Raw genomic sequence first — 15,253 nt, 5'->3', positions numbered from 1 at the left:
AACGAGCGGCGCGCGGATCGACACGGCCCCGCAAAAAAGTGTCGCACCCCCGCCATATGATCCCGGCCATGTCGTACGACCTCGCAGTCTGGGATGGGGACCGGCCGGCCAACGATGTCGCTGCGGCCGCGAAGTTCGACAAGCTCTACGACCAGTACGTCGAGCCCGATGATCGGGTGGAGCCCACCGCCCGCATCGCCGCCTACGTGCGGGCGCTGCTGGACCGCTATCCGGACATCGACACGGACGCCGGCGAGGACAGCCCGTGGTCCACCGGAGGGCTGACCGGTGGGGCGAGCGGACCCCTGGTGTATTTCCCGATGGTATGGAGCACCTGCGACGAGGTCGTGCGAGCGTTCACGGGCTTCCTCGCCGGGGACCCGACGCTTGCCGTGCGGTACTCGTGGCGGCCGTTCGTGGTGGGGCCGTGAGCGAGTACGTGACGTTCTTCCTGGCGACTGAGGACTCGGAGGCTGCTGCCACGCGGAATCGGGGGCCGGCGGGCGGCGTCGTGGGTTCTTTCCTCAGCGCCGACGATGCCGTTGTCATGTGGGAGAGCTCGCTGTCCGGCCGGTCCGTCGAGGAGCTATGGGAAGCCGGTGTGCCGCGGATGGTGGCGCCGTGGGTCAACGACGGCAGCGCGGTGTTCGCATTGTCCGACGAGCTGACCAGCCGGTTGCTGCACGCCGACGCTGCTCAGCTCGAAGCGCTGGCCGCGCAGTGGTCAGCGAGTGTGACGCGGGACGGCGACGAGCTGGCTGCGGACGTCGCGTTGCGGGTCGTCACGGGCGTGGCGGGACTGGCCCGCGAGGCGATCCGGGCCGGGTGGCCGGTCTACTGCTGGGTTGCCTGCTGATCGGTACGCCCCGCGGCCGAGCCAGGGTGGGAAGCGCCAGTTGATACCCGTCATGACAGGGCGGCGCAGGCGATGATCCAGGCGATCTCCAGAATGGAGATGGCCACGCCGGCGATGCGGCCGCGGCGGGCGACCCGGGCGTAGTCCGGATGGGCGTCGATGCCAGGGTCTTTGCTGGAAGGCATGTCGGCCGGGAGTTTGCCCATCCAGAACAGGGGCAGGGCGGCGACCACGAAGCCGCCACCGCCGAGCACCAACTGTCCGAACGACGGACCGGTGGTGGCCGGGAGAATCCGCCCGGTCATGCTCCGGCGGCGGCGGTACGGCGGGGTCATCCGGAACAGGCCCGCGGCCAGCAGGGCTGTCCCGCCGAGCCCGAGGGACCATCCGAGCCGGGCGGGCGGGTTGGCGGTGCTCATCGACCTCACCTCACGGACATGACTACAGCCGCCATGTTTCCACGAGCCATCCTGAGGTTCCCACGAGCCATCCCGGGCCTCCCCGGCCAGACCGGGCCTCCCACCTACGCGCCGGGCCTCCCCAGCCAGACCAGGCATCCCAAACCGCGCCCGGCATCCCCAACCGGACCGGGCATCCCCAACCACGCGGGTCTTCCCAACCGGACCGGGCATCCCCAACCACGCGGGTCTTCCCAGCCAGACCGGGCATCCCAAACCACGCCGGGTCTTCGATGTGGCCGGGATGAGGCCGAAGCGCCGCCGCCCCTGGCCGACGAGCGGGGCGGCGGCGTCGGGGTGGGGTCAGCCGAGTTGTTCGCCGACGAAAGCCGTGGCGTCGTCGGCGAATTTGGCGTAGTCGAGGTGGGCGGCGAGGCTGGTGCCGCCCTGGCAGAACTGGTCGTTGCGGTTGCAGAAGGACTGGGTGCGGTCGGCGAAGGTGTTCAGGCGGCCCGCGCCGCGGGGGAAGACGCCGGAGCGGGTGCCGTCGGTGACGTTGAAGGGTTCGTTGCGGGTGAAGGTGGGGTCGCCGAAGAGCAGGACCGCCGCGACCCGGTCCTGCAGCGCGGTGGGCAGGGCCGATTGGCTGGTCAGGGCATCGCCGACGACGTCCGCGCCCTGCGAGTAGCCCATGAGGACGAAGCGGGTGTTCTTGCAGGCCGCGGCCGTGCGCTGAACGTCGCCGGCCAGTGCGGTGACGCCCTGGCGGACGCTGGCGGTGTAGTTGAAGTTGGCGGGGTAGTCGACCGCCGTGGTCCTGATGCTCTGCGGCAGTTCGCGGGTGAGCTGCTGGGCGAGCGGGGTGAGCAGGATGCCCAGCCCCGGTCGTTCCGTGGTGCCGCGGGCGCCGATCACTTCGACGTCGGCGCAGGCGTTTCCGGGTGCCTGCGCGGCGAACGTCAACGGGGCCACCACGAGGCCGGCCGCGCCGACCACGCCTGCCGCTGCGAGGCTGAGTACTGTCCGTAACCGCATGCCGTCATCCCTTCATAGGCGGGCAACTTCATGCACCAACTACGCACATAGCTCCGCCACAGGATGTGTCCTGCTTGTTTCTTCACATTGCCACGGAAAGTTGAACCGCCGGGGTGGCCCTGACGGGGGATCAGGTGTCGTAATCGACGATCACCTTGGGTGACAACGGGAGCGACTGACAGGTCAGGACGAACCCGGCTGCCACCTCCGCCGGCTCCAGAGCGAAGTTACGGCGCATCTCCACCTCGCCCTCGGTAACCATGGCCCGGCATGTTCCGCACACCCCGCCCTTGCACGCGAACGGCAGGTCGGGCCGGGACCGCTGGGCGCTCGCGAGGATCGTGTCGCCGTCGGCGACCGGGACCGTCGTGGAGCGGCCGTCCATCATGACCGTCACCTCACGGCTCTCCCCCAGCTCCACCGGGGGCCGGTCGACAACCGGCGGTGGCTCATCCACCCAGAACAACTCACGGTGGATCACACCCACATCGGCCCCGTACGCCCGGAGCACCTCGGTAGCGTCCGTCACCATCCCGAACGGCCCGCACAACCACCAGTGATCCACCGCCGCCACGTCGATGAGCAGCGGTAACAGGGTGCGCAACTTGGCAGCGTCGAGCCGCCCGGACAGCAGCGAGACCTCGCGCTCCTCCCGCGACAGCAGGTGCACCAGCTCCAGCCGCGACGGGTTCGCGTCCTTCAGATCGGCCAGCTCCTCGGCGAACATGACGGTGTCCGCACGCCGGTTCCCGTAAAAGATGGTGACCTGAGAAGTGGGGTGCCTCAGCAGCGATGACGCGATGGACAACACCGGGGTGATCCCTGATCCGGCGGCGATCAGCACATGCCGGCCGCCCGCCGCGAGATCCGGGGTGAACGTCCCGCTGGGCGGCGCCACCTCGACCACGTCACCCGGGCGCACGTCGTGCACCAGCCACGACGAGACCAGGCCGCCGAGCACTTCCCGCACCCCGATCCGCGGCGGAGCACCGGCAGCGGAACAGATCGAATACGTACGCCGCTCGTCCGCGGCGGGCGGGCGCACCGTCAACGATTGTCCCGGCTGGAAGTCGAACTCCGCCGCCAGCCCGGCGGGCACGTCGAAGGTCACGGCGACGGCGTCCGCGCAGAGCCGGTCGACGGTCGCGACACGCAGCGGGTGGAAGGGCACCTCAGATCTCCTTGACGTGCTCGAACGGCTCCCGGCACGCGGGGCAGCGGCGCAGTTCCCGGCAGGCGGTGGCGCTGAACGCGGCGATCTGCTCGCTATCCGGGGCGCCACAGCGGGGACAGGGCACCGGGGGACGTACCGCAAAGAGGGTCAGGGGCACGGGCCCGGCGGCTCGGCGCGGTGCGGGACCCGGCGGGGCGATCCCGGCTGCGGTGAGCTTTTCCCGGCCGGCCGGGGTGATCCAGTCGGTGGTCCAGGCCGGGGTGAGCACCGTACGCACCTCGACCCGCCCGTAACCGGCCGCTCGCAGCGCACCTGTGAGGTCGTCGCGGATCGCGCCCATGGCCGGGCAGCCGGAATACGTCGGGGTGATCGTCACGACCACCCGGTCGGCCAGCTCCTCGACCTCGCGCAGGATGCCCAGGTCGGCGAGGGTGAGCCAGGGCAGCTCCGGGTCCTGCACCCGGGCTGCCACGGCGAAGGCGGTCACCAGGTGCCGCCCGGGTTGTCCCGTGCCACTCCCTGCAGCTCGGCGAGGATGTCCGCCATCGCCGGCGTGTGCGCGCCCCGCGGCTCGCCGCCACCCCACGGCGCCGCCTGCAGCTTCGCGGCGTCGAGGACCTGTGCCCAGACCCGTTCGACCTCGGTGCGGGTGCTCGCCGGGTCGACGCCGAACCCCGCTGCCGCCATGCTCAGCTCGGTCTCGTGCGGTGTGAACAGGTCCGCCGCGGACACCGCCTCGGCCGCGTCCTGCATGCGGATGTGCGAGATGTCCGTGCCGTCGCCGAGCCGCACGACCCACTGGGCGGCGTACTCGCGATGGTAGGTCAGCTCCTTGGTGCCCTTCTCCGCGATCGCGGCCAGCACCGGGTCGGCCGATTTGGTCAGCTGATCGAAAATGGCCAGCCGCCACGACGAGAACACGACGAGCCGGGCGACCAGGTGCGCGAAGTCGTCGTCGGTGCGCTCCACCAGGCGCACGTTGCGGAAGCCGGCCTGCTCCCGCAGATAGGCCAGGGAGTCCTCGTCCCGGCCGGCGTCCTCGACGACGGCCGCGCGGCTGAGCAGCAGCCGGGCCTGGCCGAGCAGGTCCAGGGCGATGTTGGCGATCGCCAGCTCGTCCTCGATCTCCGGCGCGCGGGTCACCCACTGCTGCAGCCGGTGCGACATGATCAGCGCGTCGTCACCGAGCATCAGGCAGTAGTCCGCGAGCGCGGCCCGGTCGGCACCGGCGGGCACGGCCGTGTCCACCCCGGCGAGCGGGTCGGCGAACCCCGTGCCGTACGCCCACCGCGCGTCGTCGTCGTGATCGGTCAGCGCCTCATAGGCGTCGTCGAAGGACATCGTGGACCCCCTCAGATGTGCGGCACGGAGCCGGGGATCGTGTAATACGTGGGATGCCGGTACGACTTGTCGCCGCTCGGCTCGAAGAACGCCGCCTTGTCCTCGGGACTCGACGCGACCACGTCGTCGGAGCGCACCACCCAGATGCTCACGCCCTCGTTACGCCGCGTGTAGAGGTCGCGGGCGTGGTGCACCGCCATCTCGTGGTCGGCGGCGCGCAGGGAACCGACGTGCACGTGGTTGAGCCCGCGTCTGGCTCGGACGAACACCTCGAACAGTGGCCACTCGTGGTTCATACGACGACCTTCTCCCTCTTGCGCGCGTGCGCGGCTGCCGCTTCCCTGACCCAGGCGCCGTCCTCGTCGGCGCGGCGGCGGCGCTCGATCCGGGCGGCGTTGCAGGGCCCGTCGCCAGAGATGACCCGGGTCAGCTCGGCCCAGTCCGGCGTGCCGAAGTCATAGTGCCCGCGGTCGGCGTTCCAGCGCAGTTCGTCATCCGGAAGGGTGACACCGAGGGCTTCCGCCTGCGGGACACTCATGTCGACGTACCGCTGGCGCAGCTCATCGTTGCTGTGCCGCTTGATCTTCCAGGCCATGGACCGCGCCGAGTTGGGCGACCGGTCATCCGGCGGCCCGAACATCATCAGCGACGGCCACCACCAGCGGTTCACCGCGTCCTGGACCATGGCACGCTGCCCCGGCGTCCCGCCCATCATGGTCATCAGCAGCTCGTAGCCCTGCCGCTGGTGGAAGGACTCCTCCTTGCAGATGCGGATCATCGCGCGCCCGTAGGGACCGTACGAGCTGCGGCAGAGGGGCACCTGGTTGCAGATCGCCGCGCCGTCCACGAGCCAGCCGATCACGCCCACGTCGGCGAACGTCAGCGTCGGATAGTTGAAGATCGACGAATACTTCTGCCGGCCCTCGATGAGCCGCCGCGTCAGGTCACCGCGGTCCGCGCCCAGCGTCTCCGCCGCCGAGTAGAGGTACAGCCCGTGCCCGGCCTCGTCCTGCACCTTCGCGAGCAGGATCGCCTTGCGGCGCAACGACGGCGCCCGGGTGATCCACTCCCCCTCCGGCTGCATGCCGATGATCTCCGAGTGGGCGTGCTGGGCGATCTGGCGGATCATCGTGCTGCGGTAGCCGTCGGGCATGGCGTCCCCGGGCTCGATCCGCTGATCACGCGCGATGGTGTCCTCGAAGTCACTCACGAGACATGCCGCCGCGACTGCAGGGTGTAGAACCGGCCCGTTATGTACGCCGCGTCGCTGAGCGATGCCGTCGCCGCGGGATTCGCGCCCGTGCCGTGCAGATCGCTGAACGCCGCCGTCTGGTTGACGAACACCCCGCCCGTGAGATTCTCGGACAGGTGCACGCCGGCATCCAGCGCGGCATTGCGAACCTGCCCCAGAACTTCATCGGATGTCGAGTGGACCAGTGCGGTCAGCGCGCCGTGATGCCCGACGGTCTGCTCGAAGATCGAAATGCTCTCCGCGGTGGAAGCCGTGGTGATCACGAACGAGATCGGCCCGAACCACTCCCGGGTGTAGATCTTCTCGTCGGCGACATCAAGATGCACGATCAGCGGCGTACGACTGGATTCGATCTCTTGTGAGGGGTGCAGCACGCCCGGGAGCGTCCCCGCCTCGGCCAGCCGGGCGAGCACCCCGTCGTTGACGATCGCGCCGAGCGTGCCGACCGCCCGCTGCGGATCACTGAGCAGCTTGTCGACCGCCGCACCCAGATCGGCACCGAACTCCGCGGGACTCTTGTGCCCGGCGTCCGTGTCGATGCCCGTCGCCGGGACCAGCAGATTCTGCGGGGTCGTGCACATCTGCCCGCTGTAGAGCGACAGCGAGAACGCCAGATTGCGCAGCATCCCCCGGTAGTCGGCGGTCGAGTCGACGATCACCGTGTTGAGCCCGGCCTTCTCCGTGTAGACGACGGCCTGCCGGGCATTCGCCTCCAGCCAGTTGCCGAACTCGCTCGATCCGGTGAAGTCGACGATCCGCACGTCCGGATGGGTGGCGAGCGTCGCCGCGATACCGTCGCCGCGCTCTTCCACGGCCAGGGTGACCACGTTGGGGTCCAGGCCCGCCTCGGTCAGCACCTCGCGGGCGATCTGCACGGTGATGGCGAGCGGCAGGACCGCGCCGGGATGCGGTTTGACGATCACCGGGTTGCCGGTGACCAGGCTCGCGAACAGGCCGGGGTAGCTGTTCCAGGTGGGGAACGTGGTGCAGCCGATCACCAGCGCGACCCCGCGTCCCACCACCGTGCTGGTCTTCTCCAGCCGCAACGGATCCCCGCCCCGCTGCGGTTTCGACCACTGTGCGGCCGCCGGGATACGGGTCGACTCGGCGAGCGCGACCGCAACGGCTTCCAGGCCACGGTCCTGCGCGTGGGCTCCACCGGCCTGGAACGCCATGACGAACGCCTGCCCGGTCGTGAGCTGCACCGCGTGCGCCATCTCGAAGATGCGCGCGTTGATCCGCCGCAGAATCTCGGCGGCGACTCCGGCACGCCCCTGCGGTCCGGCAGCACGCCATCCCGGGGTCGCTGCGCGCGCTGCCGCGACCAGGTCGCCCGGGTCACCCTTCGGATAGGAAACGTACGCACCGGGCTCAGTCGACACGGTCGTGGTCGCACCGGGCACCTCGATCGGGAACTCCGCCCCGAGCAGGGCCCGGAACGCGGCCTCCCCCGCCGGCGCAGCCTCCTCGCCGTAGACGGACTTGCTCGGCGACTCGGGATACGCCGACCAGTAGTCGCGGTCGGCGGCCGCCTCGATCGCACGGTCGAGCAGCTCGCGGTGCCTCTGGTAGAACTCAGCGGGGGTTGTCACCAGCGCTCCTTTGCGATTGGCTGTACCTATTATCTACCGTCCGTTCGGTCGGTTAATCAAGGGCTCTATCGGCAAAAGTTTGTCTGGAGGCGAGATGGCACAGATTTCTGGCGGGCGTCGCGGCCGGCCGGGCCATGACGTGCAGGCCGTGCTCGACGCCGCCGTGGAGCTGTTCAACGAGCGGGGCTACGACGCCACCAGCATGGATGACGTGGCCCGGCGCCTCGAGATCACCAAATCGAGCATCTACCACCACGTCCGGGGCAAGCAGGAGCTCCTGCGGATGGCGATCGACCACGCCCTCGACGGCCTCGACGACGCCATGACCCAGGTGCGCGGCCTCGACGAGGCGACCGCGCTGGAACGCCTGGAGACCCTGATCAGGCTGAGCGTGCTGGTGCTGGCCGGCCGCCTGCCCTACGTCACCCTGCTGCTGCGGGTCCGCGGCAACAGCGAGGTGGAGCTGGACGCGCTCACCCGCCGCCGCGCCTTCGACCACGAGGTGACGGCCCTGGTGAAAGCCGCCCAGACCGAAGGCGGCATCCGCCCCGACATCGATCCCGCAACGGCCGCCCGCGTGCTCTTCGGCATGGTCAACTCCCTCGCCGAGTGGTACAGCCCTGCCCGCGGCAACGCCGGCGAACTAGCCACCATCCTGACCACCGTGGCCTTCGACGGGCTCAGCATCCGGGACTGACCCAGCATCCATCAGCCGCCGAAACGAGAGGTTGACCATGGAATCCCGAACGCCACTTCCAGATTCCCTGGAGCCGATCGAACGCGCCTCGGTCTCGTCGCTCCGCGACCTTCAGCTGTCCCGCTTACGCTGGTCGCTCGCCCACGCTCACGCGAACGTCCCCCACTACCGCGGCGCATGGGACTCTCCCGAAATCGCGGATCTGTCTGACTTGGCGCGCTTCCCGTTCACGGACAAGGCCGTCCTGCGCGCCAACTATCCGTTCGGGATGTTCGCCGTGCCGCGCACCTCGATCGCCCGGTTGCACGCCTCGTCGGGCACCACGGGCCGGCCCACCGTTGTCGGTTACACCCGCGACGACCTCGACACGTGGGCCCGCCTGATGGCCCGGTCGATTCGTGCGGCGGGCGGGCGGCCTGCTGACCGCGTACACATCGCATATGGATATGGACTTTTCACCGGGGGACTCGGCGCGCACTACGGGGCCGAGCAGCTCGGGTGCACGGTCATCCCGGTCTCCGGTGGCATGACGGAGCGTCAGGTCACGCTCATCACCGATTTCGAGCCCGAGATCATCATGGTCACCCCCAGTTACATGCTGGCCATCGTGGACGAGATGCACCGGCAGGGCATCGACCCGCGTACGACCTCGCTGAAGGTCGGTATCTTCGGCGCCGAACCGTGGACCGAGGACCTGCGGACGGAGATCGAGGAGCAGCTCGACCTGCACGCGGTGGACATCTACGGGCTGTCCGAGGTGATGGGACCCGGTGTGGCCAGCGAATGCGTGGAGACCAAGGACGGCCTCACCGTCTGGGAGGACCACTTCTACCCGGAGATCATCGACCCGCTGACCGGCGAGGTCCTCCCGGACGGCGCCCTCGGCGAACTCGTCCTGACCTCCCTGACCAAACAGGCCATGCCGGTGATCCGCTACCGCACCCGCGACCTCACCCGCCTGCTCCCCGGCACGGCCCGCCCCATGCGCCGCCTCGAAAAGATCACCGGCCGCACCGACGACATGATCATCCTGCGCGGCGTCAACCTCTTCCCCACCCAGATCGAAGAACTCATCCTCCGTACGCCCGCCCTGGCCCCCCACTTCCAATGCGTCCTCACCCGCACGGGCCGCCTCGACGAGCTCACCATCAAGGTCGAACGCCGCCCCGGCGCCGTCCCCGAGACCGCCTTCACAGCCGGCCAGGAACTCGCCACCCACATCAAGAACACCATCGGCGTCAGCGTCACCGTCGACGTCATCCCGCCGGACGGCGTCGAACGCTCCCTCGGCAAGATGCGCCGCATCGTCGACAACCGCTGACGCCTTCCATGACGGCGTCGCTGTCCACATGGAGGTTCCGGATGACCGCACCGCCCTCGATCGACACCTTCGTGGCCCATCCGGCGCGGCGGTACGACTATTGGCTGGGCGGGAAGGACAAACTCTCGACAAGCTCCACTTCACCCGGAGGTCCTCACCCGTTTCAAGACTTTCGCAGCGTTACCAACGTCCGTCCGGCTATCCGGCTGTCCGGCTGTTCGGCGGGCGGCTGTCCGGGGGCTCGAGTGTCCGCCGGGCCTGCCGATAGTTATCCACAGGGGAGTACCCGAGGTCGGCGTGCGGCCGGCGAACGCCGCTATGGTGGCGGGTATCGAGCCGCTTGCGAGGAGGTCTGATGATGAGACGGTTACTGGCCGCGCTCGCGGCCGGGCTGCTCCTCTGCGGATGTTCAGCCCCCTCCCCCTCCTCGTCACCCGATCCCGCTTCATCGGGTCCGGCTCCTGCCGCGGCCGGCGCCTCCTCGTCATCCTCCGGCCCCTCCCTCGCGCCCGTGCCGATCGAGACGCGACGGGTCGACGCCGGCGGTGATGTGCTCACCATGGGGGTCGGGCCACTGATCCGCAGCGGCGACGTCGTGGTGCTGAGCATCGCCACCACGCTCGAAAGTGCGGGCTCGGCGCAGGTGGGCCGGCAGTTCTCGGCCTCGCAGACGACCTCGTTCGACGGCGCCCGCCTCGTCGACACCGCGGGGCGCCGTGTCTATCTGACCGCCGAGGCCGGCGGCAACTGTGTCTGCACCACCAGGGTGCGGATCGACCGGGGCGAGACCCGCCCGTTGCAGGCCGCCTTCTCCGGGGTCCCGGCCACCGTCACCAGCCTGTCGGTGATGCTGCCCTACGCGGGGGTTTTCGCCGACGTGCCGATCGTCGCCGGCCCGGTGCCCGCCCCGCCCACCGGGCCCGACTCGCTCGGCCGCACCCAGGAACCGCTCGACCTGACCGGTGCGGTGTCGGTCAGCGCCGCGCTCGACGCCTACTCGGACCGCTCCGACGTCGGTCTGCGCACCCGCAGCGGCGCTGACGGCGTCGACCTCAACCTGGACACCGACGTGCTCTTCAAACTGGACAGCTCGCAGCTCACCGCCCAGGCCGGCAAGACGATCGCCGCAGCCGTGGCGGACGTGAAAGCAGCCGGCGCCGGCCCGCTCACCGTCACCGGGCACACCGACGACAGCGGCAGCACCGCTCACAACCAGACACTGTCGAAGCAACGCGCCGAGGCGGTCGCCACAGCGATCACCGGCCCGCTACCGGACGCGACATGGCCCAAGACCGTCGCGGCGAAGGGCGAAACCCAGCCGGCCGTGCCCAACACCGACGCCGCGAGCCGTGCCCGCAACAGACGGGTGACCATCTCCTTCCAAGGCGACGGCCGGTCCGCCGCCCAGCGAGCCAAGACCACGCTACCCAAGACAACAGGCGCCGTGGGCAAGGCCGCGGCAGGAGTCGAGGTGTCGCTCCCCCTGCACCGCGGCACGATCCGTTTCACCCCCGGCCGAGCCCGGCTCAGCGGCCCGTTCCTGCAGCTCGACCTGATCGCCACCACCGTCGGCCCCGACAAAGCCACGATCCACGACTTCCTCGGCCAGGGCGTTTTCACCGCCCGCGACGAATTCGACCCGTACGCCCGCTACGGCGCCGCCGGCATCCGCCTCTTCGACGGCACGACCACCTCCTACAGCCTCGACTACGAACTCCACCCCGGCGACCACCGCTGCCTCTGCGACCGCCTCCTCAGCCGGCCCATCCCACCCGGCAGCAGCCAAACCCTCTCCCTCTGGTTCCCCGCCCCACCTCCGGCCACAAAATCGGTCACGCTCGACGTCCCCGACAAACTCCGCCTCACCGACGTCCCCATCAGCTGACCCCCGCTGGCGCCATACCTCCGCAAGTGAACCACCGACGCAGACCGCGCCGTGCCCGTCACCCTGAGGCCAGCGACGTTTCGACACACCAGTCCGGGGCAAGCAGAGCCGGTTCGGTCGAGCGGTGTGCCGGACGGTCGCGCTCGGCGCCCGGCCCCGCGGTCATGACGTAACCGTGCTCGAACGCAGCCAGAGCTGTGCTCTCTGGCGAGGTTGTGGACCATGCTGCACCCGACTCGGTTCGTCCACTGCGCTCCTGGGGGAGCCCGGCCGCGCATGGAGGCGGGAATGTTGCGGAAGATTGACTGCGTCATGGTGCGGGTGGGTGACCTCGAAGCGGCCACGGCATTCTATGCCCGGGTTTTTGGTCTGCGGCCGCTCTGGTACGACGAGTCGTCCGTCGGGATGGGGATGCCGGAGACCGACGCCGAGATCGTGCTGCACACCATGGACCTCGCCTGCGATGTCAGCGTGCACTACCTCGTCGACGACGTGCTGGCTGCGGTGGCGGCGTATGAACAAGGCGGCTGTGTGATTCGCGAGCCGCCGTTCGACATCGCCATCGGCCGGTGCGCTGTTCTGGAGGATCCGTTCGGCAACGCGGTGTGCATCCTGGACATGAGCAGCGGTGCTCGGCAAGTAGCCCGACCGTGACTTACTAGGATCCCCGGATGCGCTACCTGACCCGGCAGTTCTCCGTAACGGCTCTGCGACGTGGGAGAGCTGTTGAGCAGTTCCTCGGCGGCACGGAGGTGCACGGCGAACGTGCGATCCGATGGGTGGCGATCAGCCCCGAAGACGGGCAGTGCCGGATCTCGTTGCACACCGTTCGGGACCCGGATGACGAGAACGCCGGTGACCTTGCCAACTTCTGGTCCCTGGATCCCGTCGACGAGGCATATGCCGGTGAGGGCCGCGAAATCGGAACCTGTGGCGACGAACGGGAAGCACTCCTGCTCGCGGAACGCCTGACCGGCGCTGATCCCGGCCGCTGGGTCAACGAAGGGGTGGCCGGTGATGAATACGGGGATCACGTCCGTGGGCGGCGAGACATCTCTGAGCCGGCATCTGGCAATCCACAAAGGACGCTACAGAGGTAGGCGGTCGGAGGCAGCAGCGGTCGATAGGGTTCGGAGGTGGTCAGTTTTGGGGTTGATGATGTGGTCCGGGCGGCTGAGGTGCTGCCGGTGCGGCCGCTCGGTGGGCTGTTTCCGGATGCGTTGACCATGGGCGGGGATCCGGGGGTGGCGGTCGTCGACCCGGACGGGGTGCATCCTCTGCTCAGTGCCGTGGGGCAGGCGTTTGCCGGGCATCGGCCCCTGCTGTTGTCGCCCGACGCGGTGTGGCTGACCATCGCGCAGGGTGTATCTCAGCATGTGCGGCTGCACGCGGAGGATCTGCGGGCTCGGCTCGTGGGGCATCCGGGGCGTAAGCGGCTCGAGGTCCGGCATGTCGGGCCGATGCCGACGGACGCCGAGTCGTGGCGCTGGCTGGTGGAGGGGTTGAGCAGCCAGCTCGATGTCGATGACTTCTTCGCGTGCGACTTCTCCACCAGCACGGACGTGGAGCGCATGGCGGGGCAGATCGTGCTGCTGGATGCGTACTCTCCGTATTTTTCCGTGTGGTTGGTCTGTGTCTGCGGGATTCCGGAGATCACGCTGACCGGGACCGTGGACGATTGGCGCAGGATCCGGGAGCGGGTGGACGGGCTGGGGCGGTTCGGGCTGGAGCGGTGGGGTGATTCGCTGGGGCCGATCGCCGACCAGTTCGTGCGGGCGGCGGGCGGCAACGTCGATGTCGCTTTCTGGCGGAGGATCTACAACCCTGCTGATGCGTACGGCGCGAAGGTGATCACCGGGTGGATCGCGCGGCTGTATCCCTACCTTGAAGGGGGCGGGAGCGTCGACCGGCCGAACCCGTTGCTGGAGCTGCCCCTCGACGAACCGCGCGACCTGACGTCCGGAGGGCGGATGGGTTATGACGGGCCCGGAATTCGCAGCAGCAGCGTTCCGGCCACGCTTTCGCGCGTGATCGTGAACGTCAACGACGGCGAGATCCATACGGTTGCCCTGCACGCCGGTCTGGTCGGGGTCGCCCAGGATCCGGGCGGGGCCCTGCGCCCGATCGCCGGCTGGCACCTCACACCGGCCGAGCCATTGATCGACGACGTGATCGACCGGGTCATCCGCGACCATGTCACCACCGCTCCCACCGACCGGCGCATGTTCTACGCCTCCGCCGATCTTGCCGCGCTCTACCGGCGGATCGGCTCGGGCACGCTCTTCGACGGGGCCTGGCGCCTGCGCCCGATCGCCGAGCACGGCCGCATGTATCGAGGCGAGACGCGCCCGGCCCTGCTCACGATCATCGACCTGCCCGACGGCCGCAGCATCGGCGCCGCCATCGACGGCACGACCCGGACGCTGCACTGGCTGATCTACCGTGTCGAGCCGTCCGCCAAGACCGAGACCGAGATCAGGACCGGACACGAGACCCTGCTCGACGACCCGGCTGACGTCGCTGTGCACGGCACGTCGCTCCCCCTGCTGCTCGCCGCGGCGCTCGACAACAACGGCGACATCAGCCACCTGCAGACCGGGCGCCTCGCCGACCTCGACGACACCCCCACACCGGTCACGGCCAACCTACGCCGCAAGTCCCCCGCCGCGCCCCTGCGAGACGTGGAGCCGGAGGGTTCCGAGCTGGACAGGGAGATTTTTCGGATCCGGCGCGCCAAGGAGAAAGCGATCGACGAAGAGGACTTCCAGCGGGCCGCCGATCTGCGCGACCGCGAAAAGGAGCTCCTTCGCGACATTGCCGCTACAACACCGCAACCATGACTCGCCTTCACTGCTGGAAAGCAGCTTACTTTCGGGAAGTACGCTGGTGGCGTGACGGAACCCCACCAGCTCGGCGTGGCGCAGCGGTTGCTGGCCAACGACACGTTCGACAAGAAGTGTGCGTATCGGCCGATCATGGATCAGGTGACCAATCGGTGGTCGACGCTGATTGTGGCGGCGTTGATGGGTGGGCCGTACAGGTTCTCGGCGCTGCACGGGCGGGTGGGCGGGATCAGCGAGAAGATGCTGTCGCAGAACCTGAAGGCGCTGGTGCGGTACGGGCTGGTTGCCCGCGATGTCGAGCCGACCGTGCCGCCCCAGGTGACGTACAGCCTGACGGAGCTCGGGGTGAGCCTGGCCGGGCCGCTCACCGAGTTGCTCGGCTGGTTCGGGCGCCACCGTGACGAATTGTTCGCCGCGCAGGGTCGTTACGACGAGGGCTGACGGCAGGAGCCGGTCGCGGGCGGGTCGTCTCCGGTGGTGACGGTCCGGGTGGCGCCATCGGCGGACGAGGTCACGGTGCGCGTGCCCGTGCGGCCGTAGAACGCGACGGTGACCGGCCCCTGGCCGGCTACGGAGCGGATGACGATCGGATATCCGGTGTCGTTGGCGATCTCGGGGGCTCCGGAACAGGGGAGCCCGGCTAACCGAGCCGCGTAGAACAGGGCGGGCGGGGCGTGTGGCAGCGTGATCGTGGTCGAGTTGCCGACAACCGTCAAGAGCCGAAGTGAGTCGCGAAGGCGCGGTATAGGCGCCGATCAGCTGGTCGATTCCCGCCCACTCGGGTCGTTCGAGCGAGGGTGGCACGGTCGTTCCCGGCAGCCGGGCCGAGGTCTGGCCGGCGCGGATGGCCGACGCGGAT

At 69.2% G+C, this 15,253-nt stretch carries 18 protein-coding genes; 9 read left to right on the top strand and 9 right to left on the bottom strand.

Going from position 1 to position 15,253, the window contains the following annotated elements; genetic code table 11:
* Positions 1–68: 68 nt before the first annotated feature.
* Together Aco04nite_RS43485 and Aco04nite_RS43480 are read left to right on the top strand one after the other, a co-directional pair.
* Complete coding sequence (locus Aco04nite_RS43485; RefSeq protein WP_213003038.1) at positions 69–431, top strand: hypothetical protein; 363 nt, start codon at positions 69–71, stop codon at positions 429–431.
* Entirely contained in the window at positions 428–856 is a 429-nt protein-coding gene (locus Aco04nite_RS43480) for a hypothetical protein (protein WP_213003037.1), read from the top strand. The genes Aco04nite_RS43485 and Aco04nite_RS43480 overlap by 4 nt, the downstream gene beginning before the upstream one ends.
* A 50-nt stretch (positions 857–906) precedes the next feature.
* Here the strand turns inward: Aco04nite_RS43480 and Aco04nite_RS43475 are convergent, their stop codons facing one another.
* The 8 genes from Aco04nite_RS43475 to paaN form a co-directional block, all read right to left on the bottom strand.
* Complete coding sequence (locus tag Aco04nite_RS43475; protein ID WP_213003036.1) at positions 907–1,275, bottom strand: hypothetical protein; 369 nt, start codon at positions 1,273–1,275, stop codon at positions 907–909.
* Between the two features lie 342 nt (positions 1,276–1,617).
* Positions 1,618–2,289 (bottom strand): cutinase family protein, encoded by a 672-nt coding sequence (locus Aco04nite_RS43470; RefSeq protein ID WP_213003035.1) that lies wholly within the window; start codon positions 2,287–2,289, stop codon positions 1,618–1,620.
* 130 nt (positions 2,290–2,419) lie between these two features.
* A complete protein-coding gene (gene paaE, locus Aco04nite_RS43465; RefSeq protein ID WP_213003034.1) occupies positions 2,420–3,460 on the bottom strand; it encodes a 1,2-phenylacetyl-CoA epoxidase subunit PaaE in 1,041 nt (346 codons plus the stop codon).
* Between the two features lies 1 nt (position 3,461).
* On the bottom strand, positions 3,462–3,953 hold the full coding sequence (gene paaD / locus Aco04nite_RS43460; RefSeq protein ID WP_213003125.1) for a 1,2-phenylacetyl-CoA epoxidase subunit PaaD: 492 nt from the start codon (positions 3,951–3,953) through the stop codon (positions 3,462–3,464).
* The gene (gene paaC / locus Aco04nite_RS43455; protein WP_213003033.1) at positions 3,947–4,804 is read right to left on the bottom strand and encodes a 1,2-phenylacetyl-CoA epoxidase subunit PaaC; all 858 of its coding nucleotides are present in this window, start codon (positions 4,802–4,804) and stop codon (positions 3,947–3,949) included. The genes paaD and paaC overlap by 7 nt, the downstream gene beginning before the upstream one ends.
* Before the next feature lie 11 nt (positions 4,805–4,815).
* On the bottom strand, positions 4,816–5,100 hold the full coding sequence (gene paaB / locus Aco04nite_RS43450) for a 1,2-phenylacetyl-CoA epoxidase subunit PaaB (RefSeq protein ID WP_203840984.1): 285 nt from the start codon (positions 5,098–5,100) through the stop codon (positions 4,816–4,818).
* Positions 5,097–6,080, bottom strand: a complete 984-nt coding sequence (gene paaA, locus Aco04nite_RS43445) for a 1,2-phenylacetyl-CoA epoxidase subunit PaaA (RefSeq protein ID WP_438875000.1) — start codon at positions 6,078–6,080, stop codon at positions 5,097–5,099. The genes paaB and paaA overlap by 4 nt, the downstream gene beginning before the upstream one ends.
* On the bottom strand, positions 6,011–7,651 hold the full coding sequence (gene paaN, locus Aco04nite_RS43440; RefSeq protein ID WP_438874999.1) for a phenylacetic acid degradation protein PaaN: 1,641 nt from the start codon (positions 7,649–7,651) through the stop codon (positions 6,011–6,013). Before paaN ends, paaA begins: the two co-directional genes overlap by 70 nt.
* Before the next feature lie 91 nt (positions 7,652–7,742).
* Between paaN and Aco04nite_RS43435 the strand changes: the two genes are divergently transcribed.
* From Aco04nite_RS43435 to Aco04nite_RS43400, 7 genes are all read left to right on the top strand, one after another.
* On the top strand, positions 7,743–8,345 hold the full coding sequence (locus tag Aco04nite_RS43435; protein ID WP_213003030.1) for a TetR/AcrR family transcriptional regulator: 603 nt from the start codon (positions 7,743–7,745) through the stop codon (positions 8,343–8,345).
* 37 nt (positions 8,346–8,382) lie between these two features.
* The gene (gene paaK, locus Aco04nite_RS43430) at positions 8,383–9,666 is read left to right on the top strand and encodes a phenylacetate--CoA ligase PaaK (protein WP_213003029.1); all 1,284 of its coding nucleotides are present in this window, start codon (positions 8,383–8,385) and stop codon (positions 9,664–9,666) included.
* Positions 9,667–10,177: 511 nt separating this feature from the next.
* A complete protein-coding gene (locus Aco04nite_RS43420; RefSeq protein ID WP_213003028.1) occupies positions 10,178–11,551 on the top strand; it encodes an OmpA family protein in 1,374 nt (457 codons plus the stop codon).
* Positions 11,552–11,773: 222 nt separating this feature from the next.
* Entirely contained in the window at positions 11,774–12,205 is a 432-nt protein-coding gene (locus tag Aco04nite_RS43415) for a VOC family protein (RefSeq protein WP_308161728.1), read from the top strand.
* 17 nt (positions 12,206–12,222) lie between these two features.
* Positions 12,223–12,651, top strand: coding sequence for a hypothetical protein (locus Aco04nite_RS43410; RefSeq protein ID WP_213003026.1), 429 nt, complete (start codon positions 12,223–12,225; stop codon positions 12,649–12,651).
* 36 nt (positions 12,652–12,687) lie between these two features.
* Positions 12,688–14,391, top strand: a complete 1,704-nt coding sequence (locus tag Aco04nite_RS50330) for a DUF4419 domain-containing protein (RefSeq protein WP_213003025.1) — start codon at positions 12,688–12,690, stop codon at positions 14,389–14,391.
* A 51-nt stretch (positions 14,392–14,442) separates the two neighbouring features.
* The gene (locus Aco04nite_RS43400; protein WP_203840994.1) at positions 14,443–14,835 is read left to right on the top strand and encodes a winged helix-turn-helix transcriptional regulator; all 393 of its coding nucleotides are present in this window, start codon (positions 14,443–14,445) and stop codon (positions 14,833–14,835) included.
* Here Aco04nite_RS43400 and Aco04nite_RS43395 read toward each other — a convergent pair.
* Positions 14,820–15,110, bottom strand: coding sequence for a hypothetical protein (locus tag Aco04nite_RS43395; RefSeq protein WP_213003024.1), 291 nt, complete (start codon positions 15,108–15,110; stop codon positions 14,820–14,822). The genes Aco04nite_RS43400 and Aco04nite_RS43395 overlap by 16 nt on opposite strands.
* Positions 15,111–15,253: the final 143 nt, after the last annotated feature.

Origin of the sequence: Winogradskya consettensis, from assembly GCF_018332715.1 — a bacterium.
Taxonomy (GTDB): Bacteria; Actinomycetota; Actinomycetes; order Mycobacteriales; family Micromonosporaceae; genus Actinoplanes; species Actinoplanes consettensis.
This window is presented reverse-complemented; position numbering and strand designations above follow the sequence as displayed.

Bases quoted from the DNA above. Each gene is read 5' to 3' on its own strand.
- Aco04nite_RS43415 (WP_308161728.1), top strand. From the start codon at position 11,774: ATGCTGCACCCGACTCGGTTCGTCCACTGCGCTCCTGGGGGAGCCCGG.
- paaK (WP_213003029.1), top strand. From the start codon at position 8,383: ATGGAATCCCGAACGCCACTTCCAGATTCCCTGGAGCCGATCGAACGC.
- paaC (WP_213003033.1), bottom strand. From the start codon at position 4,804: ATGTCCTTCGACGACGCCTATGAGGCGCTGACCGATCACGACGACGAC.
- Aco04nite_RS43435 (WP_213003030.1), top strand. From the start codon at position 7,743: ATGGCACAGATTTCTGGCGGGCGTCGCGGCCGGCCGGGCCATGACGTG.
- Aco04nite_RS43410 (WP_213003026.1), top strand. From the start codon at position 12,223: ATGCGCTACCTGACCCGGCAGTTCTCCGTAACGGCTCTGCGACGTGGG.
- Aco04nite_RS43470 (WP_213003035.1), bottom strand. From the start codon at position 2,289: ATGCGGTTACGGACAGTACTCAGCCTCGCAGCGGCAGGCGTGGTCGGC.
- Aco04nite_RS43475 (WP_213003036.1), bottom strand. From the start codon at position 1,275: ATGAGCACCGCCAACCCGCCCGCCCGGCTCGGATGGTCCCTCGGGCTC.
- paaB (WP_203840984.1), bottom strand. From the start codon at position 5,100: ATGAACCACGAGTGGCCACTGTTCGAGGTGTTCGTCCGAGCCAGACGC.
- Aco04nite_RS43485 (WP_213003038.1), top strand. From the start codon at position 69: ATGTCGTACGACCTCGCAGTCTGGGATGGGGACCGGCCGGCCAACGAT.